The organism is Lysinibacillus sp. CTST325, assembly GCF_054665055.1.
The window spans coordinates 36,045-60,970 of sequence record NZ_BAAFHO010000006.1; the positions used below are offsets into that span (position 1 = coordinate 36,045).

Sequence of the window (24,926 nt, forward strand, 5' to 3'; positions counted from 1 at the left end):
CACTGATGGAATATTATTTACCCGTAAACACAGGCTCGCGTTTTTCAATAAATGCTTGAATTCCCTCTTTTGCATCTTCCGAAACGAATACTGTGCCAAAGGATTTCGCTTCTGCCTCAATACCTTCATAAAACGAAGCATGCTTAGCATATTGCAATGTTTGAATAGCTACTTTTAAAGCAACCGGGCTCTTCTTCGCAATTTTCTTCGCTACCTTTAGCGTTTCTTCTAATAATGCTTCATCAGTAAATGCACGATTCGCTAAACCCCATTGTACAGCTTCTGTACCAGAAATCGGCTCACTTGTAAACATCATTTCTGCAGCTTTTGCAACCCCTACATATCGAGGTAGTCGTTGTGTACCCCCAAAACCTGGAATAAGACCTAATTGTAATTCAGGCAGTCCTAATTTCGCAGATTCTGTCACAAAGCGCAGATGACAGCTCATCGCTAGTTCAAGGCCCCCACCTAGTGCAGCACCATGAATTGCAGCAATAATAGGTTTAGAGAACGATTCAACTCGCTCAAAAACTTGTTGACCATTGATCGCTAGCTTTGAAAACTCATCACCAGATTCAACCTCTGTAAATTCTTTAATGTCTGCACCCGCTGAGAAGAAACGACCTTCACCATGAAGTACAAGGACACGTACTGTGTCATCATTTTCTACTTCATCTAGCACAGCATTTACTTCGGTAATGATTCCGCGAGATAATGCATTTGCTGGTGGGCGTGCAATTGTAATAATCGCTACTCCATCCTCTGCTTTCCAACTTAGAAATTCCATTTCTCCACATCCTTTTAAGCTTTAATGCCGTTCAAGATTAATGCCTGAACTTTCGGAACCTGTTCTATCAAATCATATCGATATTCATTCATAACCCACGACGTAATGGTTTCGTCAATTGTTCCAAATACCATTTGACGTGCCAAGCGTACATCCATCGTTTGATTGAACTCACCAGATAGCATACCCTGGATTAAAATTTGATCAAGTAATTGTAAATACTCTCTTAATACCGAATTGATCTTTAGTCGTAAATCTTTATTCGATTGTCGTAGTTCCAATTGTGTGACGGTTGCTAGGTATCGATCTGTCGCTAGAACATTAAAATGATTTTCAATCATTCGTGAAAGTTTGTCCTTAGACGTACTTCCATTTTCTATTATATCTTGTAATGACTCTACAAAAACAGCCATTTTTTCATTAAAGACAGAAATTAATATATCTTCTTTATTTTTAAAATATAAATAGATTGTTCCGTCGGCCACCCCTGCCTGTTTAGCAATCTTCGATACCTGTGCTTGGTGATACCCATTTTCTGCAATAACGATGACAGCTGCATCAATAATTTGCTTATATTTTGGCTTATCACGTTTCACTTTTATATCACCACCTAAAAAAACTTGCACACGTCTAAATTCATGCTTACTACATGATGTCATCCTTTGATATATTGTTAAGGATATGACGTGGTAACCTAAAAAAATATGAAAATATGAATGGTCATTCATTCATATTTTCATATTATAATTTACATCTTTGCTTGTCAATACTTTATCACGTATTTATTTTGCTTCTTTATTCACCAATTTTGTTTTTTCTTCATCAACTAATGCACGACGCAAAATTTTTCCAACAGCTGTTTTCGGTAGCTCATCTCTAAACTCATAATAACGAGGAACTTTGAAGGCAGCTAAGTTTTGACGGCAATATTTATTTAATTCGTCTTCTGTAATCGAATATCCTTCTTTTAAAACAATATAAGCTTTTACTGTTTCTCCTCGATACGGGTCAGGTATACCCGCAACTACACATTCTTGGATTTCCTCGCGCTCATATAGTACTTCCTCTACCTCACGAGGATAAATATTAAAACCACCTGCGATAATAATATCTTTTTTACGGTCAACTACATAGAAATAGCCTTCCTCGTCCATATAGCCAAGATCGCCTGTTAAAAACCAGCCATCTACGAATGCTGCTGCTGTATCCTCAGGGCGATTCCAATAACCTTTCATAACCTGCGGGCCCTTTACAGCAATTTCGCCAACCTCACCGACTGGAAGCGCTTCAGCATCCCAAGTACGTAAAATGATTGAATCCGTATTTGGCCAAGGTAAACCAATCGAGCCCATGACACGCTTACCCCAAATAGGTGTTGCATGTGTGACAGGAGAAGTTTCTGTTAATCCAAATCCTTCAACAAGTTTTCCCCCTGTTACCGCTTCAAATTTCTCCTGTACTTCTACTGGCAACGAGGCAGATCCACTTATGCATGCTTTTATGGACGACAAGTCGTACTTTGCAATATCAGGGTGATTTAATAAACCAATATATAAAGTCGGTGCACCTGGGAATAGTGTTGGTTTTTGCTTATCAATCGTTTTCAACGCTGTCTCTGCATCAAACTTTGGTAATAACACCATTTTATTTTGCGTGAATACGGATAATAAAATAACAGCCGTCATACCATAAACATGGAAGAATGGCAGTATGCCCATAATGGTTTCCTCACCATGTACACATTTATACATCCACGCATCGCACATTGATGTATTAGCAATTAAGTTTTTATGGGTCAACATCACACCCTTAGGGAAGCCAGTCGTTCCACCTGTATATTGAAGCAGTGCTATGTCCTCTTCAAAATCAAATGGCATATCAATCATTTTGATGGGCGAAGAGCGCATAATTTCTGTAAATAAATGATTTTGACCACTATGTTCAACCTTGACACTAAAACCGTACTGCTTTTTTTGAATATAGGGATAAACCAAATTTTTTGGAAATGGTAAATAATCTTTAATAGCCGTGACAATTACATTTTCAAGTGCAGTTTCTTTTATGATTTTCATAACACGCGGATACAAAATATCCATCAATAAAATTACTTTTGCACCTGAATCAGCCATTTGATATTGAAGTTCACGCTCAGTATAAAGTGGATTTGTTTGTACGACAATCGCTCCAGCATACATTGCCCCATAGTAAGCGATTACACTTTGTGGTGAGTTTGGCAGCATAATAGCTACTCGATCTCCCTTTTCTACTCCAAGGGCATGTAAATAGTTTGCGAACCTTAGCGCTGACTCATATAGCTCAGTGTACGTCAAATCCTTTCCCATAAAATGAATCGCAACTTTGGATGGATTCTTTTTATAGGCACGTGTCAAAAACTCTTGCACAGGAATTTCCTCAAACGTTAAAGACGATGGTATTTCTTCAGGATAATTTTTTAGCCATGGTTTTGTTGTCATACGTCCTCTCCCCTTTGCCCCAAACTTGTAAACTCTTATTTTAATTATAATGAAAAAGAAATACTCTTTCAAACATAAAATAGAAAATAAATGCATTTTCGATTAATTATTATGCGTTTAACAACATTTATATAACTGTATTTCTTAGGATATTGAATCGATAGAGCGTATGAATACTCATTCATTCTTTCTTTGTTTATGCACAAGACTGAGTTCATATTTCTATATTCCAAAAATAATTTTTTAATGATAACTTTTTAGGTAGATGAAGGAATATTAATAGGTTTTAGTACTATTTTATGATGTTGGGGTGTGAGGATGATGTAACTTATGATTTTTTTTGAGGGAATTGAAGGTTTTTATTTATTGGCTGGGGCGGTTACATTCTCAACCGGAGCAGTTTCTCTTCGGGCCAGAGCAGTTCTTTACTCTTTTTCGTCACTTTAGCGTCATTTTGGCTATTCTTTCCGTCGCCCTGCCTTCTTTCCGTTGCTTTGGCTATTCTTTCCGTCACCCTGCCTTCTTTCCGTCGCTCTGACTATTCTTTCCGTCGCCCTGCCTTCTTTCCGTTGCTTTGGCTATTCTTTCCGTCGCTCTGGCTATTCTTTCCGTCGCTCTGGCTATTCTTTCCGTCGCCCTGGCTTTTCATTCCGTCGCTCTGGCTATTCTTTCCGTCGCTCTGGCTATTCTTTCCGTCGCTCTGGCTATTCTTTCCGTCGCCCTGCCTTCTTTCCGTCGCTCTGACCCTTCTTTCCGTCGCTTTGACTCTTCTTTCCGTCGCCCTCCCTTCTTTCCTTTGCTTCGACTCTTCTTTCCGTCGCCCCGCCTTCTTTCCGTTGCTTTGGCTATTCTTTCCGTCGCTCTGGCTATTCTTTCCTTTGCTCCGACTCTTCTTTCCGTCGCCCTGACCCTTCTTTCCGTCGCCCTGACCCTTCTTTCCGTCGCTCTGACTATTCTTTCCGTCGCCCTGCCTTCTTTCCGTTGCTTTGGCTATTCTTTCCGTCGCTCTGGCTATTCTTTCCTTTGCTCCGACTCTTCTTTCCGTCGCTTTGACCTTTCGTTCCGTCACCCTGACCCTTCTTTCCGTCACTTTGGTTCTTCTTTCCGTCGCCCTGGCTTCTTTCCGTCGCTTTGGCTATTCTTTCCGTCGCCCTGCCTTCTTTCCGTCGCCCTGCCTTCTTTCCGTCGCTCTGGCTATTCTTTCCGTCGCCCTGCCTTCTTTCCGTCGCTTTGACCTTTCGTTCCGTCGCTTTGGCTATTCTTTCCGTCGCACTGACTATTCTTTCCGTCGCCCTGCCTTCTTTCCGTTGCTTTGGCTATTCTTTCCGTCGCTTTGACTCTTCTTTCCGTTGCTTTGGCTATTCTTTCCGTCGCTTTGACTCTTCTTTCCGTCGCCCTCCCTTCTTTCCTTTGCTCCGACTCTTCTTTCCGTCGCTTTGACCTTTCTTTCCGTCGCTTTGACCTTTCGTTCCGTCGCCCTGGCTTTTCTTTCCATCGCTCTGGCTATTCTTTCCGTCGCCCTGCCTTCTTTCCGTCGCTCTGACTATTCTTTCCGTCGCCCTGCCTTCTTTCCGTCGCTTTGACTCTTCTTTCCGTCGCTCTGGCTATTCTTTCCGTCGCTTTGGCTATTCTTTCCGTCGCTTCGGCTATTCTTTCCGTCGCCTCGGCTATTCTTTCCGTCGCCTCGGCTATTCTTTCCGTCGCTTTGACTCTTCTTTCCGTCGCTTTGACTCTTCTTTCCGTCGCTTTGGTTCTTCTTTCCGTCGCCTCGGCTATTCTTTCCGTCGCTTTGACTCTTCTTTCCGTCGCCTCGGCTATTCTTTCCGTCGCCCTGACCCTTCTTTCCGTCGCTCTGACTATTCTTTCCGTCGCCCTGCCTTCTTTCCGTTGCTTTGGCTATTCTTTCCGTCGCCCTGGCTTTTCTTTCCGTCGCTTTGACCTTTCTTTCCGTCGCCCTCCCTTCTTTCCTTTGCTCCGACTCTTCTTTCCGTCGCCCTGACCCTTCTTTCCGTCGCTCTGACTATTCTTTCCGTCGCCCTGCCTTCTTTCCGTTGCTTTGGCTATTCTTTCCGTCGCTCTGGCTCTTCTTTCCGTCGCCCTGCCTTCTTTCCGTCGCTCTGGCTCTTCTTTCCGTCGCTTTGGCTATTCTTTCCGTCGCCCTGCCTTCTTTCCGTCGCCCTGCCTTCTTTCCGTCGCCCTGCCTTCTTTCCGTCGCCCTGCCTTCTTTCCGTCGCCCTGCCTTCTTTCCGTCGCCCTGCCTTCTTTCCGTCGCTAGACACCCGAGCAATTCTTCTCTTTACCCACAAAAAAACGCATCCTCATAAAAGGATGCGTTATTTTCGCTTAAAGGGTCATCATATAATAGACACCGACTGCCAAAAATGCTATGCAGACAACGATTAGTACTTTTGCTAATTTTTCCATGTCATTACACTCCTATGCAATACTTGCCCCAATAACAAACGATAGACCGAGTGAAATGGTAAAGGATATGAAACCGACTGAGCGATTATCATTTGCGATTTCTTGATCGACATTAAAACGTGGTGTCATAAATTCGAATAAGAAATACGCCACAATTAGTAATGTAAAACCAAAGAGGCCCCAGCCAATCATTTCACTTAAAGTGCTATGGCGCGCAATGGAAAAGCGAAAAATATTACAGATCCCCAGTATTTTCCCTCCTGTTGCGAGTGCCACAGCGACATTACCATTTTTAATTTCTTCCCAATTTTTATATTTCGTAACGACTTCGAACAATGCCATCGAGACGACTAAACATAATACAACAACACTAAAATATCCTGCCGTTTCGATAATTGGATATCGCCAAAAGCTAGAATTAAGCATTTTCTCCGTCCCCTTTACTGCTTATTTCAATTCCACAACCGTGACGCCTAGGCCTCCCTCGCCGGCTTCACCAAATCGGAAGGATTTTACACGCTTATGCTTTTTCAAATAACTTTGAATTCCCTGACGTAATGCACCTGTACCGACACCATGAATAATTGATACACGCCCATAATTAGCAAGCAAGGCATCATCAATATATTTTTCCGTACGTATGATGGCATCTTCATATCGTTCGCCGCGTAAATCTAATTCTAATTTTACATGGCTAGTACGATTTTTTACACCAGCCATACGTTGCACAGGTTCTTTTTCTGGTTTAATGTACTCTAAATCACTATCCGAGATTTTCATTTTCAGAATACCCATTTGGACAACCCATTCAGTATCCGATACTTTTTCGAGCAATGTACCCCGTTGTCCATAGCTTAACACCTTTACCTCGTCTCCGACAACTAAGTTTTGTGCACGAGCCTTTACTTGTGCCGCTTTTTTCAGCACTTTATTGTTTTCAATCGGTGTAGCTTCTTCCAATCGTTTACGTGCTTCGATGAGTTCATGCTCCTTGACAACTTGGTCTGCATTTTTGCGCATTTCTCGAAGCTCAGTAATAATTGATTCTGCTTCTCTTTTTGCTTCATCAACAATTTTGCGAGCCTTTTCTTTCGCTTTTTTATCGAGTGCTTCTTTGCGTTCCTCGTAAGCTTGTAGTTTTCCTTGTAGCTCTTTACGAAGTTCTTCAGACTCCATTAGTAACTCATGAGAGCGTTCTGCATCATCTTCGGATTGGCGACGAGTCTCTTCTAGTGAAGCAATCATTGACTCTACCTCATGGCGATCTGTACCTGTAAAGCTTTTCGCACGGTCAATAATCGATTCTGGTAAGCCCAGGCGATTTGAAATTTCAAATGCATTGGAGCGGCCTGGTACACCAATAAGTAGACGATATGTTGGACTCAATGTCTCAATATCAAACTCTACGCTTGCATTGGCAACTCCTGGACGATTATAGCCATATGCTTTTAGCTCAGGATAGTGCGTTGTTGCCATAACGCGGGCGCCACGACCATGTACTTCATCTAAAATGGAGATGGCCAGAGCTGCCCCTTCCTGAGGATCTGTCCCGGCACCTAATTCATCAAATAGAACGAGTGATTCGTCATCAAACTTTTGCAAGATATCTACTATGTTGACCATATGAGAGGAGAAAGTTGACAGTGATTGCTCAATAGACTGTTCATCTCCTATATCTGCAAAAAGCTGCTTGAAAACAGCAAGCTCTGAACCATCAAGTGCAGGCACTGGTAACCCAGCCTGTGCCATTAATGTACATAGTCCAACTGTTTTTAAAGTGACGGTTTTACCACCCGTGTTTGGTCCTGTAATCACAATTGCCGTAATGTCTTTCCCAAATTCAATATCGTTAGCAACCGCCGTTTCAATTGGTAAAAGTGGATGACGTGCACGAACAAGTCGAATATAGCCGTCGTTATTCATTTTAGGCATTGTACATTTGTTCGCTTGACCATATTTGCCTTTAGCTAAAATAACGTCAATCTCACCTAGTACTTTGACTAAGTTAAATAAATCTGGAGCTACTTCCTCTACCATTGCACTTAATGCAAGTAAGATACGTTCAATTTCAGCTTGCTCTTTCATTTTTAATCGATGAATCTCATTATTCGCTTGTACAATCGAATCTGGCTCGATAAATAACGTTTGGCCAGAAGATGATTGGTCATGCACAATTCCACCATAATGATGACGATACTCTTGCTTAACGGGAATAACAAAGCGATCATTACGAATCGTTACAAGTGTGTCTGAGAGCATTTTTGAAGCATTGCTCCCGCGTATAAGGCTTTCTAGTTTAGAACGTACTTTAGCCTCCTCTGCGCGCAAAGATTGGCGAATTGAACGCAAAGTTTGGCTTGCAGAGTCTAGCACAGAGCCGTTGTCATCAATACAGTTATTAATTTCATGTTGCAAGCCTGTCAAAACAGGCATCGCTTCTTTTTTTGCGATGAAATGAGGAATCTCAATCACTTCTTCTGATTCTATATCTTCGATAAAATTGCGAAGAATTCTGCTAGCTCGAATTGTACTTGAAACTTCCATTAGTTCCATCGCTGAAAGCATGCCACCGATTTGTGCACGCCTTGCAGCTGGTCGCACATCAAAAATACCACCCATCGGCACATTGCCTTTTACACGTAAAATGGATAGTCCTTCATCCATTTCTTCTAATAATTGCACAACTTTTTCATAGTCTGTCTGTGGTACAAGTTCATCAACCGCTGATTTACCGATTGAAGAAGTACAGTATGTAGCCACTTGCTGACGTACTTTATCATATTCTAGTGTTTTCAATGCGCGTTCTGCGATCACTGAGAACACCTCCTCAATCTATTTATTTCGTCGAATAAACGCTTCAAATTGTTCTCGCGTCCATGTATTCACAATCATATCCTTTTTCAACCATGCTCTGTTTGCGTAGCGCACCCCAATATCCATAAAGCGTAAATGAGCAATATCATGGGCATCCGTATTGATTGCTACGGGTACACCAGCTGTCAAAGCCATTTCTAAATGCTCAACACATAAATCAAGACGATATGGATTCGCATTTAACTCTAAAATTTTACCATATTCCTTTGCCCACGAAATTAATTGCTCCATATCAGGATTATAGCCATTACGATCCTCAATAATGCGACCAGTTGGATGTGCAATCATATGAACGTACGGATTTTGCATCGCCGTCAGTAAACGTGCCATAATTTTGTCCTGCGATTGTGTAAAGCTAGAGTGAATAGAGGCAATGACGAAATCTAATTCTCTTAGCACATCATCTTCAAAATCTAGGGAACCATCCGGCAAAATATCCATTTCTGTCCCCGCATATAAATGGAAATCTTGATGTGCTTCATTAAATGCCTCAATTTCAACACGTTGCTTTGTTAAGCGCTCTGGCGTTAGACCATTCGCTACTTTTAAAAATTGTGAATGGTCAGTAATAACACTATACTGATAGCCTCGCGCAATCAATGCTTCGCCCATTTCAGCTACAGAGTACGCACCATCAGACCAAGTCGTATGCATATGCAAATCTGCTTTAATATCTTCTATTTCTACTAGACTTTTAATGTCATCCGTTTTGTCAAATTCCGTTGTTCCTGTACGCAAACTCGGCGGGATAAATGGTAAATCAAAATGCGCAAAAAATTCTTCTTCATCCTTAAACGTTAGTACGGTGCCATCAGCCTGCTCTACACCATATTCACTAATTTTTTGACCACGGGCTTTAGCAATTTGACGCATGCGTACATTGTGATCTTTCGAGCCTGTGAAATGATGCAAGGCCGTTGCATATTCAACATCTCTTACTAATCGGAAATCTACACTTACAGGCTCATCTAGGTCTAAAATAACTGAAATTTTTGTATCGCCAGCTGCTACGACTTCTTGTACAGAAAGCTCATTCAGTAGCTTTTCACGTACAGTTTCAACTGCTTCAGTTACAACAATAAAATCAATATCTTTACTTGTTTCAGCTGCACGACGGAAACTTCCAGCAACAGAAAAACGTTCCACTTCTTCCATACTACCTAGAAGAGCTTCAATTTGTAAAACAACTGGCTCCAGCTGCCAAATCGGTAAACGTTCTGATCGATTTGCTAAATTTGCAAGTTCCTTTAAAATTTTTTCTTCGGTCTTAGCCGCAAAGCCTGCCAGCTCACGAACTTTACCTTCCTCACAAGCAACCTTTAAACTTTCCGCAGAATCAATCCCTAATTCTTGATGAAGCTTAGCTATTTTTTTACCACCTAAGCCTGGAAGTTTTAATAATGGGAGCAATCCTTTTGGTACAATTTCTTCTAATTCTTTTAATAAGCCTGATTCACCATTTGCCATTAAATCCTCAATAACAGCAGCTGTACCTTTACCTATACCTTTAAGCTTTGTTACATCCTCCATCTCACTTAATGAGCGCTCGTCCCCTTCAAGTGCGGCAGCAGCTTTTCGAAAGGCAGACACTTTGAATGGATTTTCCCCTTGTAATTCCATATACAATGCAATTTTTTCAAATGTGCGAATAATAGTTTTTTTGTTCATTGGGAATTCCTCCTATCGTAAAAACACTTCCCTCAAAACCGAGAGAAGTGCACAGTTTGCTATTGCATATAAATATACCACCAATTTTGGAACATACTCGTAATAATTGGGGTGTGTTCCAAAATGAGACCACTTAACAACGACTTCGACATTAAACTTTGAATAGAAGCAACTGGCAATAAAGCAAGAATGTACAGCAAAATAAACATAATTAAATAGTTTTCAATCATGCCAAACAATGCTCCAAGCCAGCGATTCACTGTACCTAGCACAGGTAAATACGCTATAAAATCAAAAATCGACGCCACAATTTGCAATGTAATTTTCACCGCGAAGAAAATGACTGCAAAGGCAATGACACGGTAAAAAGTGCGGTCTAAATCCAGGCTATCAATAACTACTCCAAGACTACCTGAATCTGTTACACCTGGATACGGAACCCAAAACACAAATTTTTGTGCTAATGGTTTATAATAGATATACGCAACAATTAACGCAACTATAAAGCTAACGATATGCATCATCTGTACAATGAAACCTCTTTTTGCTCCAACGATGAGACCGGCTAATAGAACCGCTAATATGATTAAATCTAACATTCACTTCAACCCTTTAATTTTTTCAATTCTTCTTCTAGTTGTTCCATTTGTTCTTTTAATAGTAAATAATCGTGAACGGTATTTACTGCTGTAAGAACGGCAAGCTTTGTGCTATCAAGAGAGGGATTATGTACATTCATTTCGCGCATACGGTCATCAACAATCGAAGCGACAAGTCGCATATGTCCCATGGATTCAGAGCCGACCATTTTATATGTATGACCGTAGATTTCCACAGAAATTTTATTCTTTTCTTGATTTTCCATAGTCGCACCCTCCTTTAAAATTTTTGTGCTCACGAATTTTTTGATTGTGAGCAGCTTACACAAAAAAGCTATTTATTATCATACCATGAAAGGTATAAAATTGTGAACAACGAGGACAGAAAGGAATGAGTAAATGTCAAATATTGTACTTTCCATATCAACAAATATACAAAAAGAGGTGATGTCTTACTATGCAAACCATTTTGTAGAGCGTAAAGCTCCAGGTGTAATCTTTGCCGCAAAACTCCCAGATACAGCAATTACAATGTATAAATCAGGTAAATTAATGTTCCAAGGGGGAGGAGCTGAGCGAGAAGCTGCACGCTGGGGAAACATAGAAGTAAAAAACACACAAAAATCATCTTCGATAGGCGCAAAGGGCGACGTTCTTCCAGAAGGTTTTGCTACGATGTCGGTGCTAGGCTCAGACGAAACTGGTACTGGTGATTATTTCGGTCCAATAACAGTTGCAGCCGTATATGTCCCATCGTCAAAAATTGCGCTTATAAACGAACTTGGTGTCAAGGACTCAAAAATGCTAACAGATGATTACATGCGTAAAATAGCGCCCGATTTACGTGCCGCTTGTGTCCATAGTGTGCTTGTACTTCGCAACGAAAAATATAACGAATTACAAGCACGAGGCTACTCTCAGGGTAAGATGAAAGCTATGATGCACAATCGGGCACTTAAAAGTGCACTGGCAAAAATGGCGCCCGAAAAACCAGAACATATTTTGATAGATCAGTTTGCGGAACGCGGCGTTTATTACAATTACTTAAAAAATGAACGAGATATTGTTCGAGAGGATGTGCTATTTTCTACGAAGGCCGAGCAATTACATCTTTCCGTAGCAACTGCATCGATATTAGCGCGTGCTGCATTTTTAAAAGAAATGGACCGCCTGAGTGAGATTGCTGGGATAGAGTTGTTGAAGGGAGCTTCAGCGAAAGTAGATGCGTTAGCAGCACGCATTTGGCGGAAACAAGGTGAGGGATTTTTACGCTCCATTACGAAATGGCATTTTGCGAATACTGAGAAAGCTAAAAAGATGAAATAAAGTTGGTCTAATAGACAAAAAAATTTCGCTATACGCCAGCAGATTACAAGTTACCACAACTTGCTCTCTACTGTAGTTAGCGAAATTCTTTATATCAAAAACTTATTATGATCCGATTTTTTTAGCTTAATATTTAAACTGTCTAATGGTTTGTTGTAGATTTTCAGACATTTTAGCAAGGGCTTCAGCCGATGCAGCGATTTCTTCCATAGAAGCAAGCTGTTCCTCTGTTGCGGCGGAAATATTTTGTGCACTTGCTGTATTTTCATTTGTTCGCTGAAGCACACTTTCAATTCCCACTGCCACTTGATTGGAATGTTCAGAAATAACTTTTGCTGTCTCTGAAATTTGTCCTATTTCATAGGTTACGCTTTGTACATTATCACTAATTTCTTTGAATGACTTTCCTGCCATATTTGTGACATCAATTCCCTTTAATACCTCAGCTGAACCAGCAGCCATTGATTCAACCGCTAGTTTTGTATCGGTTTGAATATAATCAATGATATCTTTTATTTGCATTGTTGATTGTGCGGATTGCTCAGCAAGCTTTCGCACCTCATCAGCAACAACTGCAAAACCTTTTCCATGCTCACCTGCACGAGCAGCTTCTATTGCAGCATTTAAAGCTAAAAGATTGGTTTGATCAGCAATTTGCGTAATTGCCTCTACAATACGTCCTATTTCATTAGAACGTTCACTTAGTGTTTGTACGGTGTTTTCAAGTGCTTGGACAGTACTTTGAATCATTTTCATTTGGCCAATTGCCGTTTGAATAGTTTTGTCTCCTATTACAACAGCCTCCATTGCTTTATTCGACATCTCATTAACGGTATCGGACTTTACTGCAATTTGTTGAATGGATGAAGACATTTCAAGTACAGCGTTAGTGCTATCATTAATTGTTTCGGCTTGCAAATCAACCGTTTCAGCAAATGTTTGAATGGAATCAACAATTTGCGATGTAGCTCGTTTATTTTCGGATGTACTTGCTGTAAGTTCCTCCGATGATGCAGCTAACTGATTTGATTCCTCACCAATGTTACCAACTACACCACGTAAAGATAGAATCATTTTATTGAATATATCCGCCAATTTACCTATCTCATCATGTCTTTTAATTTCAATTAAATTACGTAAATCACCGTCTCCTACCTGCTCAGCTACTGTTGACAACTTATTTAATGGCTGAATGATTGTTCTTATAATGAAAGCACCAATGATTCCAAATACGATTAAAGCAATGACAATAACTATCATTGTGTTTGTTAATATTGGTTTTGTGACAGTTGCAACATCTGCCAAATCCATAGTACCGATAATTTTCCAACCTGTTAGTTTATTGGTAGTAAAAAACACTTGATGCTCTCTTCCATCTTCTTTAATGGTAAAACTACCTTCTTCTTTTCCTTGCATCTTTTCTAAATATGACTTTTTGAGCTCCGATCCTACCTCTAATTGTGGATCAGCAATAATAAGATTATTGGCGTTTACTAATGTAGCATAGCCATTATCACCAATTTCCACTGTTTTCACTAGCTCGGAAATCCCGTTTAAATTTAGACCAATAGAAATAACTCCTGAACGGTCCTGTAAACCAGCCGATACTGCTAGTATTAATTCTCCTGTAATCGTTGATTTATATGGATCAACCATAACGCTTTTACCTGGTGATTCAATAGCCTTTAAGTACCATGGTCGCGTAAATGGATCATAATCAGCTGAGGATTTAGCATATGGTTCACGCATAAATTTGTGCCCCTCAATGGCTAAATTGACAACAGAGACATTGCTATGTAATGCATTATATTTTTCTAATTCCTTTAAAGCATCTGCCTCTTGCACATTCTTATTAAAAGAAGCAGCTAAATACTCCACATCACTTTGAATAGGTGATATTTCATTTGAAATTAGTGTATTTAACAAATCGACATTTTCGCGCGAGCTATTACTTAATTCCTTGTAATATTGATCAGAAGCCTTCAAATATGAAAACGTACCAATAGCAATACTGGGGATTAAAAGTGTCAAAGTAAACGCCCATATTAATCGGGCTCGCACGGAAAGGCCTCTTCTTTTTTGATGATTTTTCATAACAACTACCACCCCAATAGTAAAATTTTCTATCCAAATTATACTATACACATAATATAGATCAAAAATTTATTTTTTGTTATTTCTAAATATTACGAAACACTTAAAGATGTGAATTAACTTTAAGTCTTCTCCTAGCGCTTTATTTCTCTCACACTTCCTGCAAAAACTACTTGTAACTGTGCATGATGTTAACAAATCAAAAAGCTGCCTCATTAAGAGACAGCTCACATAAAATTTATTAAATTAGCGTACTTCTGTACCTTCAATTGTTGCAATAGCTTTTAACACTTTGTTATGTGCTGCCACAACTTCTTCATCTGTTAAAGTACGTTCTGGATCGAAGTATGTTAGGGAGAATGCCACTGATTTTTTACCAGCCTCCATTTTTTCACCTTCATATACGTCGAATACACGAACGTCTTTCAATAATTTCACGTTTGCTGAGCGAATCGCAGCAATAACCTCTCCAGCTGTTGTTGTACGGTCCATGATAAGTGCAATATCACGAGACATCGCTGGGAAGCGAGGCACTGGTGTATAACCAAGAGGTGCTTCTTTTGCAGTAGCATTTAATAATGTTACTAGATTCATTTCCATTACATATGTGTCTTTTACACCCCATGCTTTTTGCTCTGCTGGATGTAATCCACCGATAATGCCGACTTGTTCACCGTCTAAAAGGATGCTAGCAGTACGGCCTGGGTGTAATCCATCTACTTCAGCTTTCACAAATGAAATACGATCCTCTAAACCAAGCTTACCAATAACACCTTCTACAATGCCTTTTAAGACGAAGAAATCTACTGCTTTTTTCTCACCTTGCCAAGCATGGTCAAGCCATTTTCCTGTTACTACTGCTGCCACATGCTCTTCCTCATATGGTAGCCCCTCTTCTGATTGACCAAGGAATACGGAACCAATTTCATAAAGTGCCACATTGTCAGCCTTACGCGCAACATTATAAGCAGCCGCTTCAATTAAATGCGGGATAAGACTTTGACGTAGTGTTGAACGGTCCTCGCTCATCGGCATTAGTAAACGTGTTACCGGCTCAGCTTTCAATGCAAAGCGTTGTGACAATGCATCTGAAGTTAATGAGTAAGTGACAGCTTGGTAAAGACCTGCCCCTTCCATGTAACTACGAACTACACGACGATTTGCTTGATATGGCGTTAGACGACCTACTTGGTTTGCTCCCTCTGGTAACGTCATCGGGATTTCATCATAGCCGTATAAACGAGCAATTTCCTCTACGATATCTTCTTCAATTTTAATATCTTGACGGCGTGTTGGCGCATCAACGATTAGTAAACCATTTGCTGCTTCTACGCCAAATTTAAGACGCTCTAAAATAGTCAACATTTCTTCTAACGAAATTTTCATACCTAAACGTTCATTAATAAAATCTGGAGAAACGACAACACGTGCTGGTGATTTATCTAGTTCATCCACGATGCATGTTCCCTCTAACACTTCACCGCCAGCTAGTTCAGCTAGTAGTGCTGCAGCACGTTCTGCAGCAGGTAATACACGGTTAGGGTCAACACCCTTTTCAAAGCGAGCAGAAGCATCTGAACGAAGTCCAAGATGACGTGATGTTTGACGTACAGTTAAACCGTCGAAATAAGCAGATTCGATGACAACCGTTGTTGTAGAATCATTTACTTCAGAGTTTGCACCACCCATTACACCTGCGATAGCTACTGGCTCTTTGCCATTTGTAATGACTAAATCTGTTGCTTTTAATGTACGCTCTTGGTCATCTAAAGTAGTAATTTTTTCGCCTTCTGTTGCTTTACGCACTACGATTTCACCTGTTGCAAGACTATCATAGTCAAAGGCATGAAGCGGTTGACCGTATTCCATTAAAATGTAGTTCGTTACATCGACAACATTATTATGTGGGCGTACGCCTGCAGCCATTAAGCGATTTTGTAGCCACATCGGTGATTCCGCGATTTTTACGTTTTTCACAACTTTTGCTACATACATTGGATTTGCTTGTAAATCTTCTACTCGAAGCTTTAACATGTCTTCTGCTTTTTCAGAAGATGTGCTGTAGGCGATTTCTGGATACTTCACTTCTTCAGATAGAATTGCGCCAACTTCATACGCCACACCTAGCATTGACAGTGCGTCTGAACGGTTTGGTGTTAAACCAAGCTCTAACACTGTGTCACGTAAACCTAAAATAGCAAGGGCATCCGAGCCGACCTCAGCATCTGCAGGAAGCACATAAATACCTTCAGAATATGCTTTAGGAACAAGTTTTCCTTCGATTCCTAACTCTTGTAATGAACAAATCATACCGTTTGATTCATGTCCACGAAGTTTTGCTTTTTTTATTTTAATGCCGCCTGGTAAATGTGCACCTGGGCGAGCGACAATAACTTTTTGACCAGCATTAACGTTTGGAGCACCACAAATAATTTGTTGTGGTTCAGCTTCACCAACATCCACTTGGCAAATATTTAATTTATCCGCTTCAGGATGTTTCTCTTTTGATACGACATGGCCGACAACAACTTTATCCATTGCGTTAGCACGGTCAATTACTGCATCTACTTCAATTCCAGAGCGCGTAATTTTTTCAGCTAACTCCTCAGGTGTTAAATCCTGTGTACTTACATAATCTTTTAACCAATCTAATGATACTAACATTTTTTATCCCCCTTACGCCTCTGTTCGCTCGAATTGTGATAAGAAACGTGTGTCACTTGTATAGAAATGACGAATATCGTCGACACCATATTTCAACATTGCGATACGTTCAGCACCTATACCAAATGCAAAGCCTGACACTTTCTTCGGATCATAGCCAGCCATTTCAAGTACATTTGGATGTACCATACCAGCCCCTAAAATTTCAATCCAGCCCGTACCTTTACATACGTTACAGCCAGAACCACCACATTTGAAGCAAGAGATATCCATTTCAACAGATGGCTCTGTGAATGGGAAGAAGCTTGGTCGAAGTCGAATTTCGCGGTCCGCACCAAACATTTTTTTCGCTAATGTATCAAGCGTACCTTTAAGGTCACTCATGCGAATATTTTCACCAATCACTAACCCTTCAATTTGCATAAATTGGTGCGAGTGTGTAGCATCATCGTTGTCACGGCGGAATACTTTCCCTGGGCAAATAATGCGAATGGATTCACCCTTCTTCTCTTCCATCGTGCGAGCTTGCACAGGAGAAGTATGCGTACGTAATAATATTTCCTCGGAAATATAGAACGAATCTTGCATATCACGAGCAGGGTGGCCCTTCGGTAAATTCAGTGCCTCGAAGTTATAATAATCCTTTTCCACTTCTGGACCTTCGGCAATTTCATAACCCATCCCGATAAATAAATCTTCAATTTCTTCAATAACACGTGTTAATGGATGACGATTGCCAACTTTAATTTCACGGCCAGGTAAAGTGACATCAATCGACTCACTTGCTAATTTTTCAGCAATTGCTGCTTCCTCTAGCACAGTTACCTTTTCCTCTAATACAGCAGTTACATTTTCACGAACCGTATTGACTAAGGCACCCATTTTTGGGCGTTCCTCAGCTGATAATTTCCCCATCCCTTTTAATAAATCCGTGATAGGTCCTTTTTTTCCTAGATATGCTACTCGCACATCATTTAATTCCTTTAAATTTGCTGCCGCTTCAATTTTAGCAAGTGCTTCTTGCTCTAATTGCTTTAATTGCTCTTCCATGTAATAAACCCTCCTTGTTCAAATCCATGCCAATTTTGTTGATGGCATAAAAAAACTCGCCCCTAAAAAAGGGACGAGGACATATTCGCGGTACCACCCTAGTTATTGCAAGGCAAATTCCTAGCAATCACTTCATTGACATAACGACTAGATTAAAGCCGGCATACCTTTACAGCATTTTGCTGGTCCCGGTAGCTGCTCGCGGGATGAATTCAAAACTGCATTGGTACGGCGCTAGCTCTCAATCTCCGGCCTGCGCTCCCTGTCGTCCATTCACAATCTTTACTACTTCCCGGTCAAAGCATTTTAGTTTACATTTTAACAGTGATTATACAATACTATACCAATTCAAATCAAGAGCCATGTGCCTATTACAGTAGATATTGATGGTTTTATCGGCAATTTTAGGCTCATCACCAAAACGTGTGGTTGAATTCCGTTCCGGCTGGGCGCTTTCCTGGGGGCGTCCGATGAGCCGCTTCGCTTCGCTGCAGGGTCTCATCTGTGACGCTGATCCCCAAGGAGTCGCCCAGCCTCCACTCCAATCAACTAATATACAGTACATATATTTAAATATGTTATCTATAACTTTTAGTGATGGCTCAATTTTAATATTTCCTTATTATTTCAGTTTTAATTACTTTTATTACCTACTTAACAAATCCATATAAAACGATTCCTGTTGCCACTGCTACATTTAGAGACTCCGCTTGTCCCAAAATTGGAATAATAATATTTTGATCTGTCATTGAAAGTAGTTGTGGATGAATGCCACTACCTTCATTCCCCATCATTATCGCGAATGCACCAGTATGCTCAATATCATTATAGACAACTGCATCCTCATCTAAAGCAGTTCCAAATACTGGTACACCATTATCTTGTAGCTGCTCAATCCATTCCTCTAAATCACCACGAAGGACAGGAATATGGAAATGTGAGCCCTGTGCAGAGCGAAGCGTTTTAGGATTATATAAATCCGCACAGCCCTTACCAAGTATGACTGCATCTAAACCAGCTGCATCCGCAGTACGAATCATCGTCCCAATATTCCCTGGATCTTGGACGGCATCAATTAGTAGCACCTTGCGCCACGAAGCCATTACATCTTCTTCTAACAAAGGTTGCTTACAAACTGCAAATACACCTTGAGATGTTTCCGTTTCAGCAAACTCTTTGGCAACAGCCGCTGTTACTTCAACTACCGCTACATTATCAATCGGCCAAAGCATTGGTAAATCTACACCTTCACGTACAATTAGCTGTAGCACCTGCTCGTTATTTTTTAACGCTTCCTCTACCAAGTGGAATCCCTCTACTAGGAATTCTCCAGATCTTTCACGCTCTTTACGTGTTGTCGCAAGCTTCTTCCAATATTTCACTAACGCATTTTGCGTAGATTCAATTCTTTTCATCGTACCTCGTACCGCCTTTTTCCTATATATTGTTCATTATTATACAGTAGAAAACGATAAATTACATAGTCATGCAAAAAACAGTTTAATTGTTATCTCTCCATTTACCAATCATTAGCAAAAAAAGCCCCCTAGACGGAACGAGGGCACTGAAAAAGTCTATATCTTCTCACATTGCGAGGTATTCAACGATTAAATCGTTGAATACCTCGCTTTTTTCATTTGGCACTGTGACTCTACTGTTGTTTTCCGAAGCATTCCGCTCGCTTTCCGCGGGCGAGCGTCGAGCCTCCTCCTACGCTTCGCTTTGTGCGGGGTCTCGTCTGTCTCGCTCTCCCACAGGAGTCGAATGATGCTTCTCCAAACAACGCAATGTATCACACTATTATTTTAGTCACGCTTTCCTTTATAATAAAAGAATTAATGTGCAGGTGGAGCCCCCCACGCTATTACGATGAGCCATACATGCTAAGATATTTTGCCATCATCTGTATTTTGGGATGACATTTTGTTAAAACGTATACCATGTGAATAAGTTGATTGGAGTGGAGGCTGGGCGACTCCTTGGGGATTAGCAATAGAGGAACGAAGGCTAAAACCATCACGTCCTGTGATAACGCCTTCGTGACCAACCTCGTGTTGGCCCGAGACCCTGGAGCGAAGCGAAGCGGCTCATCGGACGCCCCCAGGAAGCTCTGCTCTGCGCGAAAGCGAAGCGGCAGCAACAAATGTTTTCTGTAGCGAAAGCAAAGCGACAGCTACAAAGCGCCCAGCCGGAACGGAAATCAACCCCACGCTATGGAAATAAGCAAAATTATTCCATACTAGATAATGGGGAAATTCGGAAATACATGTTATAATTTTCAATATTTTTAAAATGCAATTCAATTCCCATTTTTGGGATGGCTAAGATATAAATAAACTTAAGGGTGAAAATGAATGAAAAAAAATGTACATGTAGTAGGTGCAATTATCGAAAATGATAAGCATGAAATTTTTTGTGCGTTAAGAAATCCTAATATGGTACTAGCAAATTATTGGGAGTTCCCTGGCGGAAAAATCGAAGAGGGCGAATCGCCTGAGCAAGCTTTATCTCGTGAAATATTAGAGGAATTTAATTGCTCTATACAAGTTGAGGAAAAGGTTGAGGATACCATTTATGAATATGAAAAATTTATCGTACGCTTAGAAACATTTAAAGCGTCGATTACAAAGGGCGAGCCGGTCCTGCTAGAACATACTGAAATTAGATGGGTTCCTCGAAATGAACTCCTAAATCTTAACTTTGCTCCTGCTGATATTCCCTCGATCAATAAAATACTTGCGGAAAAATAGTCTATGGGCAGTAAATGCGGAAGAAAAGAGCAGATTCCCCTCTGTGGTTTCTGCTCTTTTTTCTATTGTTCCTCATTTAAAGCCATCTTTTCTTTGGCGGAATACTTTGAGGAAAATGAAATACATTAAATGGATCGTATTTTCCCTTTACTTCTCTAAGCATTCTAAGGTTACGACCATAATAGGCAGTTGGCCAATCTTTTATAAAACGATCTGGAAAATTCACATAATCACCAGCAGTGTAAGGTGACAAAGCCCTTCTTAAATTCTCCACCCACTGAATATTTTTCTCTTCTTTAGCCTTTTTCCATGAAGTATTATACTCCTGAGCAATCAAAGCATTCCTATAATAATAAGCTGTTCGGTTTGACGCAATTTGGCTTACCGCACCTCTAAGAGATTGTTGCCAAATGGTCGTATCTCTATTTGGAGCGTTCGATAAAAATTCTTTCATTTGTACAATGGCAGCATGAGGGAATGGTCTTTCAATAAAGGATCCAGATCTTTTACGAAAGGCTGGTTTATTGCCACTCGGCAAGTCAAAAAATTCTACAGCTTTAATATACGGTACTTCCTTTATCCATATATTCGTTGGTGAACCTGTTTTCCTTAATGAACGGAGTAGTTTCTTTAACTCAGATGCTGTACCTATAAACTCACCTTGAGCAACAATTTCGCCCACTTTCTTAGATTTAAGCTCAATCTGTGAGGTCAAGCGTTCATCTGTATATGGCGCCCATTTTTGCCATGCGTCAAAGGCTCGTTCAAAATCTTCCCATCCCCATGTAATGGAGAAAATCGATACGTTAGAAATAGGATGCAGTTTAAATGTAAGAGCTGTAACGATGCCAAAATTCCCACCGCCCCCTCCACAACTTGCCCAAAATAAATCACTATTTTTCTCCTTGTCAGCTTGGATTACTTCAGCCCCTTCATGACCACTTGCAACAACCATTTCAAGTTCAAGTAAATTGTCACATGTTAGCCCAAATGGACGCGATAGCATACCAATTCCGCCACCAAGTGTTAAACCAACAACCCCTACACTACCTTCAGTTCCTGCCGGGATTGTAAAACCATTTTCCCATAATACCCGATACACTTTTCCTAGATTAGCGCCTGCTTCAATTCTCGCTGTCATATCTTGCCGGTTAATTGTTATGTCATTCATATCACTAACATCTATAACAAGACCTTTATTTAATAATGAATAATTTTCATAGTTATGCCTTCCACTTCTAATTCGAAATGATTCATTATTTTCTCTCGCCCATCTTAATGCGTTGATCACATCTTTTGTATGGCGACAAAATACAATGATACTCGGAAATTTGGGATCATTTAAGTTATTATTTGTTCTTGCTTGCTCATAGTCCGGATCTTCAGGGGTAACAATTCTTCCTGTGAGCTTTACTTTCTTCAACATACAACTCCTCTCACTAATGATGCCATGCATATGTTTTATTCTATGCTTATCACTTGGAAAGAATATAAAAATTAAAGATAAATGCTCATTCTCTTTATTCATACATATGATGCTATATTGAAACCACTATGGAGGTGTCCTTATGATTATTCATGTTGTGAGTGCTGGTGAAACACTTTGGCAAATTGCAAATAGCTATTCTGTACCTATCAATTCCATTATCCAATTAAACGCTTTATCTAATCCAGATCAATTAGTAATCGGGCAATCACTTGTTATCCCTTCTCCCTACACAACCCATATTGTAAAAAGGGGTGACACCTTATGGTCGATCGCCCAACATTATGGGGTGACTATGCAATCGATTATCACAGAAAATCATTTAACGAATCCAGATGTTTTAACGCCTGGAACTAGACTAATTATTCCACCTACTACACATATTGTGCTGCCAGGAGAAACTCTATCGCAAATTGCTACACAATATGGAACGACTGTTCAAGCAATTGTTTTAGAAAATGAAATTTCAGATCCAAACATGATTTATGCTGGTGCGCATTTGATTATTCCGAGAGCAAAGCCTTCCATTGAAGTAAATGCTTATACGTATCAAGAGCCTAAAGAAGCCGTACAATCGATTAACGCAATTGGTCATCTACTCACTTATTTTAGTCCCTTTGCTTATATGGTGAAGGAGGATGGTACACTGCAGCCTATAAAGGATAAAGAAATGATCGATGCAGCTGTTGCCAAAAACATTACACCTATGTTGACCCTTACGAATTTCTCTTCCACAGAAGCAGGTTCCAACTTATCACATGTTATTTTATCTAGTGCTGATTTACGGGAAAAGGTTATCAACAATACTTTGCAAGTGATGGAGGAAAAGGGCTATAAAGTTCTAAACGTTGATTTTGAAAACGTTCTTCCAGCAGATCGAGAGAATTACAACACTTTCCTCCAATTAGCTGTTGATCGTCTTCACCCAAAAGGATTCCTAGTATCAACGGCACTTGCGCCAAAAACGAGCGCAACGCAGGCAGGAACATTATATGAGGCACATGATTATGAAGCACACGGAAGAATTGCAGACTTTGTCATTTTGATGACATATGAGTGGGGATACCGACTTGGCCCACCACAAGCCATTTCACCCATTAACGAGATGAGAAAAGTTGTGGAATATGCTTTATCAGTTATGCCTGCTAACAAAATATTTTTAGGCTTTCAAATTTATGCTCGCGATTGGCTTCTACCGCATGTTAAAGGTCAAGAGGCAGAAACATTCAGCTCTCAGGAAGCCCTTAACAGAGCAATAAAACATGGCGCAACTATTCAATATGATAGGACCGCACAATCACCGTATTTCCGTTATGTTGATGAACAAGGTAAAAATCATGAGGTATGGTTTGAAGATGCTAGAAGTGCACAAGCTAAGTTTGACATGACGAAGGAATATAATCTTCGAGGTATTAGCTATTGGGCGTTAGGTTTTCCTTTCCCTCAAAACTGGGCACTATTAAATAATGATTTTGCCATCAAAAAGGTTTCATTATAAACATGGGGTGATTTCTGGTAGACCAAGCAGTTTTCAGTGAGTGTCCAATGAACCACTTTGGTCAAAAAGTTGTTGATTACGAAGGCGATATTATGGCATAGTATGCGCATTTAAGGCAGATCTATTAACTCAAAAAGTTCTATACATTTATACAATATATTCTTTCCTTTCCCTAGTTTTTCCCATGATAAAAAATCAATTTAAAGCCATATTAAGAAATATCAAAACGAAAGGAGAAACTAAACATGGGAAGAGACAATAAACAAGGTAAAAGCGCCAACAAAGGGTCATTGCCTCAAACGCCAAAAAACCAAAAAATAGCGCCAGACAAAGCTAGTGAAGAATTTTCTCAAGAATTTATGAACATGATTAATTCAGTCACTAAAGAAGGCAAAACGAAAAAATAAGGGGGCCTTCAAGTGGATTACACACGTGCACAAGAAATTGTCGCCTCACCAAAAGAATATGAAGTAAGTTATAATGGCGTATCTATTTGGATTGACAAACTTCATGATGATGGTAAAACTGCAACTGTCCATTTACGTCGTTCTTTAGAGGAACGATCCGAAGTGGACATAGGAGAATTAAAGGAAGAGTACCTCGTACATTAGACTTACCATCAAATAAAAAAACTGCTTACTTCCTTTGGCTGAAGTAAGCAGTTTTCATGTTTATTATGTCAATAAAATTCCTTTTAGATAAAGTATGGCATTTCGGCAAATCTAGTGTTTGATTTCCGTTCCGGCTGGGCGCTTTGCCGCTGACGCTTCGCTTTCGCGCAGAGCAGAGCTTCTTGGGGGTGTCCGATGAGCCGCTTCACTCGCGTTGCTCGCTCCAGGGTCTCGGGCCAATACGATGTTGGTCACGAAGGCGTTATCACAGGACGTGATGGTTTTAGCCTTCGTTCCTCTATCGCTGATCCCCAAGGAGTCGCCCAGCCTCCACTCCAATCAAACACTCCGCATAGTGTGTATCTTCTTGCATGTCACTTTAATTATAGTGACAAAACTACAATAATATTTATACGGCTACAGATATACAATTGCCTTAACTGTTATAAGTCTATTTTGAAGAGTAACCGTAGCGGCAGCAACAAAGCGAAGGAAGCGGCTCGGCACTTACTCACAGGAAAGCGAGTAGCCCGGGACGGAAATCGCTCTTACGAAGGGGTTTTTTGACATTTCATACAAACACTAATAACTGCTTACTCCATGAAATTAATAACCTCAAAT

26 protein-coding genes are annotated in these 24,926 nt (G+C 40.3%); 13 read left to right on the forward strand and 13 right to left on the reverse strand.

Translation table 11 applies throughout. The features are described from left to right. Positions 1-13 precede the first annotated feature (13 nt). The 3 genes from ACYQ73_RS15185 to ACYQ73_RS15195 all read right to left on the reverse strand — a co-directional run bounded on the left by ACYQ73_RS15185 (position 14) and on the right by ACYQ73_RS15195 (position 3,261). Positions 14-787: an enoyl-CoA hydratase gene (locus tag ACYQ73_RS15185; RefSeq protein WP_460013267.1), complete on the reverse strand. Its 774-nt coding sequence runs from the start codon at positions 785-787 to the stop codon at positions 14-16. Between the two features lie 14 nt (positions 788-801). Then, positions 802-1,383 (reverse strand): TetR/AcrR family transcriptional regulator, encoded by a 582-nt coding sequence (locus ACYQ73_RS15190; protein ID WP_460013437.1) that lies wholly within the window; start codon positions 1,381-1,383, stop codon positions 802-804. Positions 1,384-1,569: 186 nt separating this feature from the next. Next, positions 1,570-3,261: an AMP-binding protein gene (locus ACYQ73_RS15195; RefSeq protein ID WP_460013268.1), complete on the reverse strand. Its 1,692-nt coding sequence runs from the start codon at positions 3,259-3,261 to the stop codon at positions 1,570-1,572. 349 nt (positions 3,262-3,610) lie between these two features. Here ACYQ73_RS15195 and ACYQ73_RS15200 point away from each other — a divergent pair, with 349 nt between their 5' ends. From ACYQ73_RS15200 to ACYQ73_RS15225, 6 genes are read left to right on the forward strand one after another with little or no spacing between them, the layout of a single operon-like run. Beyond that, positions 3,611-3,799 carry a hypothetical protein gene (locus ACYQ73_RS15200; RefSeq protein ID WP_460013269.1) on the forward strand — a complete coding sequence of 63 codons (189 nt, stop codon included), beginning with the start codon at positions 3,611-3,613 and terminating at the stop codon, positions 3,797-3,799. Positions 3,800-3,835: 36 nt separating this feature from the next. Next, positions 3,836-4,495 carry a hypothetical protein gene (locus ACYQ73_RS15205; RefSeq protein ID WP_460013270.1) on the forward strand — a complete coding sequence of 220 codons (660 nt, stop codon included), beginning with the start codon at positions 3,836-3,838 and terminating at the stop codon, positions 4,493-4,495. Beyond that, positions 4,492-4,701, forward strand: a complete 210-nt coding sequence (locus ACYQ73_RS15210; protein WP_460013271.1) for a hypothetical protein — start codon at positions 4,492-4,494, stop codon at positions 4,699-4,701. The genes ACYQ73_RS15205 and ACYQ73_RS15210 overlap by 4 nt, the downstream gene beginning before the upstream one ends. A 17-nt stretch (positions 4,702-4,718) precedes the next feature. Further along, on the forward strand, positions 4,719-4,844 hold the full coding sequence (locus ACYQ73_RS15215; RefSeq protein ID WP_460013272.1) for a hypothetical protein: 126 nt from the start codon (positions 4,719-4,721) through the stop codon (positions 4,842-4,844). After that, positions 4,841-5,260: a hypothetical protein gene (locus ACYQ73_RS15220; protein WP_460013273.1), complete on the forward strand. Its 420-nt coding sequence runs from the start codon at positions 4,841-4,843 to the stop codon at positions 5,258-5,260. The genes ACYQ73_RS15215 and ACYQ73_RS15220 overlap by 4 nt, the downstream gene beginning before the upstream one ends. After that, positions 5,154-5,585, forward strand: coding sequence for a hypothetical protein (locus ACYQ73_RS15225; protein ID WP_460013274.1), 432 nt, complete (start codon positions 5,154-5,156; stop codon positions 5,583-5,585). Before ACYQ73_RS15220 ends, ACYQ73_RS15225 begins: the two co-directional genes overlap by 107 nt. 112 nt (positions 5,586-5,697) lie before the next feature. Here ACYQ73_RS15225 and ACYQ73_RS15230 read toward each other — a convergent pair whose 3' ends face one another. From ACYQ73_RS15230 to zapA, 5 genes are read right to left on the reverse strand one after another with little or no spacing between them, the layout of a single operon-like run. Continuing rightward, on the reverse strand, positions 5,698-6,111 hold the full coding sequence (locus tag ACYQ73_RS15230) for a DUF350 domain-containing protein (protein ID WP_370041571.1): 414 nt from the start codon (positions 6,109-6,111) through the stop codon (positions 5,698-5,700). Between the two features lie 21 nt (positions 6,112-6,132). Continuing rightward, positions 6,133-8,499, reverse strand: a complete 2,367-nt coding sequence (locus ACYQ73_RS15235; protein WP_460013275.1) for an endonuclease MutS2 — start codon at positions 8,497-8,499, stop codon at positions 6,133-6,135. Positions 8,500-8,517: 18 nt separating this feature from the next. After that, the gene (gene polX, locus ACYQ73_RS15240) at positions 8,518-10,227 is read right to left on the reverse strand and encodes a DNA polymerase/3'-5' exonuclease PolX (RefSeq protein ID WP_460013276.1); all 1,710 of its coding nucleotides are present in this window, start codon (positions 10,225-10,227) and stop codon (positions 8,518-8,520) included. A 59-nt stretch (positions 10,228-10,286) separates the two neighbouring features. Next, a complete protein-coding gene (locus ACYQ73_RS15245) occupies positions 10,287-10,826 on the reverse strand; it encodes a CvpA family protein (protein WP_460013277.1) in 540 nt (179 codons plus the stop codon). A gap of 5 nt (positions 10,827-10,831) precedes the next feature. Continuing rightward, positions 10,832-11,092 (reverse strand): cell division protein ZapA, encoded by a 261-nt coding sequence (gene zapA / locus ACYQ73_RS15250; protein WP_370075581.1) that lies wholly within the window; start codon positions 11,090-11,092, stop codon positions 10,832-10,834. Positions 11,093-11,225: 133 nt separating this feature from the next. On the opposite strand from zapA, the gene rnhC reads away from it, so the two are divergent. Then, positions 11,226-12,152, forward strand: a complete 927-nt coding sequence (gene rnhC, locus ACYQ73_RS15255) for a ribonuclease HIII (protein ID WP_460013278.1) — start codon at positions 11,226-11,228, stop codon at positions 12,150-12,152. Positions 12,153-12,278: 126 nt separating this feature from the next. On the opposite strand, the gene ACYQ73_RS15260 is transcribed toward rnhC, so the two are convergent. From ACYQ73_RS15260 to pheS, 3 genes are all read right to left on the reverse strand, one after another. After that, on the reverse strand, positions 12,279-14,246 hold the full coding sequence (locus tag ACYQ73_RS15260) for a methyl-accepting chemotaxis protein (protein WP_460013279.1): 1,968 nt from the start codon (positions 14,244-14,246) through the stop codon (positions 12,279-12,281). A 246-nt stretch (positions 14,247-14,492) separates the two neighbouring features. After that, positions 14,493-16,910 carry a phenylalanine--tRNA ligase subunit beta gene (gene pheT, locus ACYQ73_RS15265; protein WP_460013280.1) on the reverse strand — a complete coding sequence of 806 codons (2,418 nt, stop codon included), beginning with the start codon at positions 16,908-16,910 and terminating at the stop codon, positions 14,493-14,495. Between the two features lie 12 nt (positions 16,911-16,922). Continuing rightward, the gene (gene pheS, locus ACYQ73_RS15270) at positions 16,923-17,960 is read right to left on the reverse strand and encodes a phenylalanine--tRNA ligase subunit alpha (protein WP_197144733.1); all 1,038 of its coding nucleotides are present in this window, start codon (positions 17,958-17,960) and stop codon (positions 16,923-16,925) included. A 470-nt stretch (positions 17,961-18,430) separates the two neighbouring features. Between pheS and ACYQ73_RS15275 the strand changes: the two genes are divergently transcribed. Beyond that, entirely contained in the window at positions 18,431-18,631 is a 201-nt protein-coding gene (locus ACYQ73_RS15275) for a hypothetical protein (RefSeq protein WP_460013281.1), read from the forward strand. On the opposite strand, the gene ACYQ73_RS15280 is transcribed toward ACYQ73_RS15275, so the two are convergent. Continuing rightward, positions 18,611-19,375: a TrmH family RNA methyltransferase gene (locus tag ACYQ73_RS15280; RefSeq protein WP_427445818.1), complete on the reverse strand. Its 765-nt coding sequence runs from the start codon at positions 19,373-19,375 to the stop codon at positions 18,611-18,613. The genes ACYQ73_RS15275 and ACYQ73_RS15280 overlap by 21 nt on opposite strands. A 939-nt stretch (positions 19,376-20,314) precedes the next feature. On the opposite strand from ACYQ73_RS15280, the gene ACYQ73_RS15285 reads away from it, so the two are divergent. After that, entirely contained in the window at positions 20,315-20,710 is a 396-nt protein-coding gene (locus ACYQ73_RS15285) for a (deoxy)nucleoside triphosphate pyrophosphohydrolase (RefSeq protein WP_460013282.1), read from the forward strand. A 76-nt stretch (positions 20,711-20,786) separates the two neighbouring features. Here ACYQ73_RS15285 and ACYQ73_RS15290 read toward each other — a convergent pair whose 3' ends face one another. After that, the gene (locus tag ACYQ73_RS15290) at positions 20,787-22,133 is read right to left on the reverse strand and encodes an FAD-binding oxidoreductase (protein ID WP_460013283.1); all 1,347 of its coding nucleotides are present in this window, start codon (positions 22,131-22,133) and stop codon (positions 20,787-20,789) included. A gap of 145 nt (positions 22,134-22,278) precedes the next feature. Here ACYQ73_RS15290 and ACYQ73_RS15295 point away from each other — a divergent pair, with 145 nt between their 5' ends. The 4 genes from ACYQ73_RS15295 (at position 22,279) to ACYQ73_RS15310 (ending at position 24,872) form a co-directional block, all read left to right on the forward strand. Further along, a complete protein-coding gene (locus ACYQ73_RS15295) occupies positions 22,279-23,694 on the forward strand; it encodes a LysM peptidoglycan-binding domain-containing protein (protein WP_460013284.1) in 1,416 nt (471 codons plus the stop codon). Positions 23,695-23,939: 245 nt separating this feature from the next. Then, on the forward strand, positions 23,940-24,101 hold the full coding sequence (locus tag ACYQ73_RS15300; protein WP_460013285.1) for a YfhD family protein: 162 nt from the start codon (positions 23,940-23,942) through the stop codon (positions 24,099-24,101). Between the two features lie 12 nt (positions 24,102-24,113). Next, positions 24,114-24,305, forward strand: coding sequence for an H-type small acid-soluble spore protein (locus tag ACYQ73_RS15305; protein WP_100544861.1), 192 nt, complete (start codon positions 24,114-24,116; stop codon positions 24,303-24,305). A 195-nt stretch (positions 24,306-24,500) separates the two neighbouring features. After that, on the forward strand, positions 24,501-24,872 hold the full coding sequence (locus ACYQ73_RS15310; RefSeq protein ID WP_460013286.1) for a hypothetical protein: 372 nt from the start codon (positions 24,501-24,503) through the stop codon (positions 24,870-24,872). Positions 24,873-24,926 lie beyond the last annotated feature (54 nt).

Bases quoted from the DNA above. Each gene is read 5' to 3' on its own strand.
- ACYQ73_RS15185 (WP_460013267.1), bottom strand. From the start codon at position 787: ATGGAATTTCTAAGTTGGAAAGCAGAGGATGGAGTAGCGATTATTACA.
- ACYQ73_RS15195 (WP_460013268.1), bottom strand. From the start codon at position 3,261: ATGACAACAAAACCATGGCTAAAAAATTATCCTGAAGAAATACCATCG.
- ACYQ73_RS15230 (WP_370041571.1), bottom strand. From the start codon at position 6,111: ATGCTTAATTCTAGCTTTTGGCGATATCCAATTATCGAAACGGCAGGA.
- polX (WP_460013276.1), bottom strand. From the start codon at position 10,227: ATGAACAAAAAAACTATTATTCGCACATTTGAAAAAATTGCATTGTAT.
- ACYQ73_RS15245 (WP_460013277.1), bottom strand. From the start codon at position 10,826: ATGTTAGATTTAATCATATTAGCGGTTCTATTAGCCGGTCTCATCGTT.
- zapA (WP_370075581.1), bottom strand. From the start codon at position 11,092: ATGGAAAATCAAGAAAAGAATAAAATTTCTGTGGAAATCTACGGTCAT.
- rnhC (WP_460013278.1), top strand. From the start codon at position 11,226: ATGTCAAATATTGTACTTTCCATATCAACAAATATACAAAAAGAGGTG.
- ACYQ73_RS15260 (WP_460013279.1), bottom strand. From the start codon at position 14,246: ATGAAAAATCATCAAAAAAGAAGAGGCCTTTCCGTGCGAGCCCGATTA.
- pheT (WP_460013280.1), bottom strand. From the start codon at position 16,910: ATGTTAGTATCATTAGATTGGTTAAAAGATTATGTAAGTACACAGGAT.
- pheS (WP_197144733.1), bottom strand. From the start codon at position 17,960: ATGGAAGAGCAATTAAAGCAATTAGAGCAAGAAGCACTTGCTAAAATT.
- ACYQ73_RS15275 (WP_460013281.1), top strand. From the start codon at position 18,431: ATGAGCCGCTTCGCTTCGCTGCAGGGTCTCATCTGTGACGCTGATCCC.
- ACYQ73_RS15280 (WP_427445818.1), bottom strand. From the start codon at position 19,375: ATGAAAAGAATTGAATCTACGCAAAATGCGTTAGTGAAATATTGGAAG.
- ACYQ73_RS15285 (WP_460013282.1), top strand. From the start codon at position 20,315: ATGAAAAAAAATGTACATGTAGTAGGTGCAATTATCGAAAATGATAAG.
- ACYQ73_RS15295 (WP_460013284.1), top strand. From the start codon at position 22,279: ATGATTATTCATGTTGTGAGTGCTGGTGAAACACTTTGGCAAATTGCA.
- ACYQ73_RS15300 (WP_460013285.1), top strand. From the start codon at position 23,940: ATGGGAAGAGACAATAAACAAGGTAAAAGCGCCAACAAAGGGTCATTG.
- ACYQ73_RS15310 (WP_460013286.1), top strand. From the start codon at position 24,501: ATGAGCCGCTTCACTCGCGTTGCTCGCTCCAGGGTCTCGGGCCAATAC.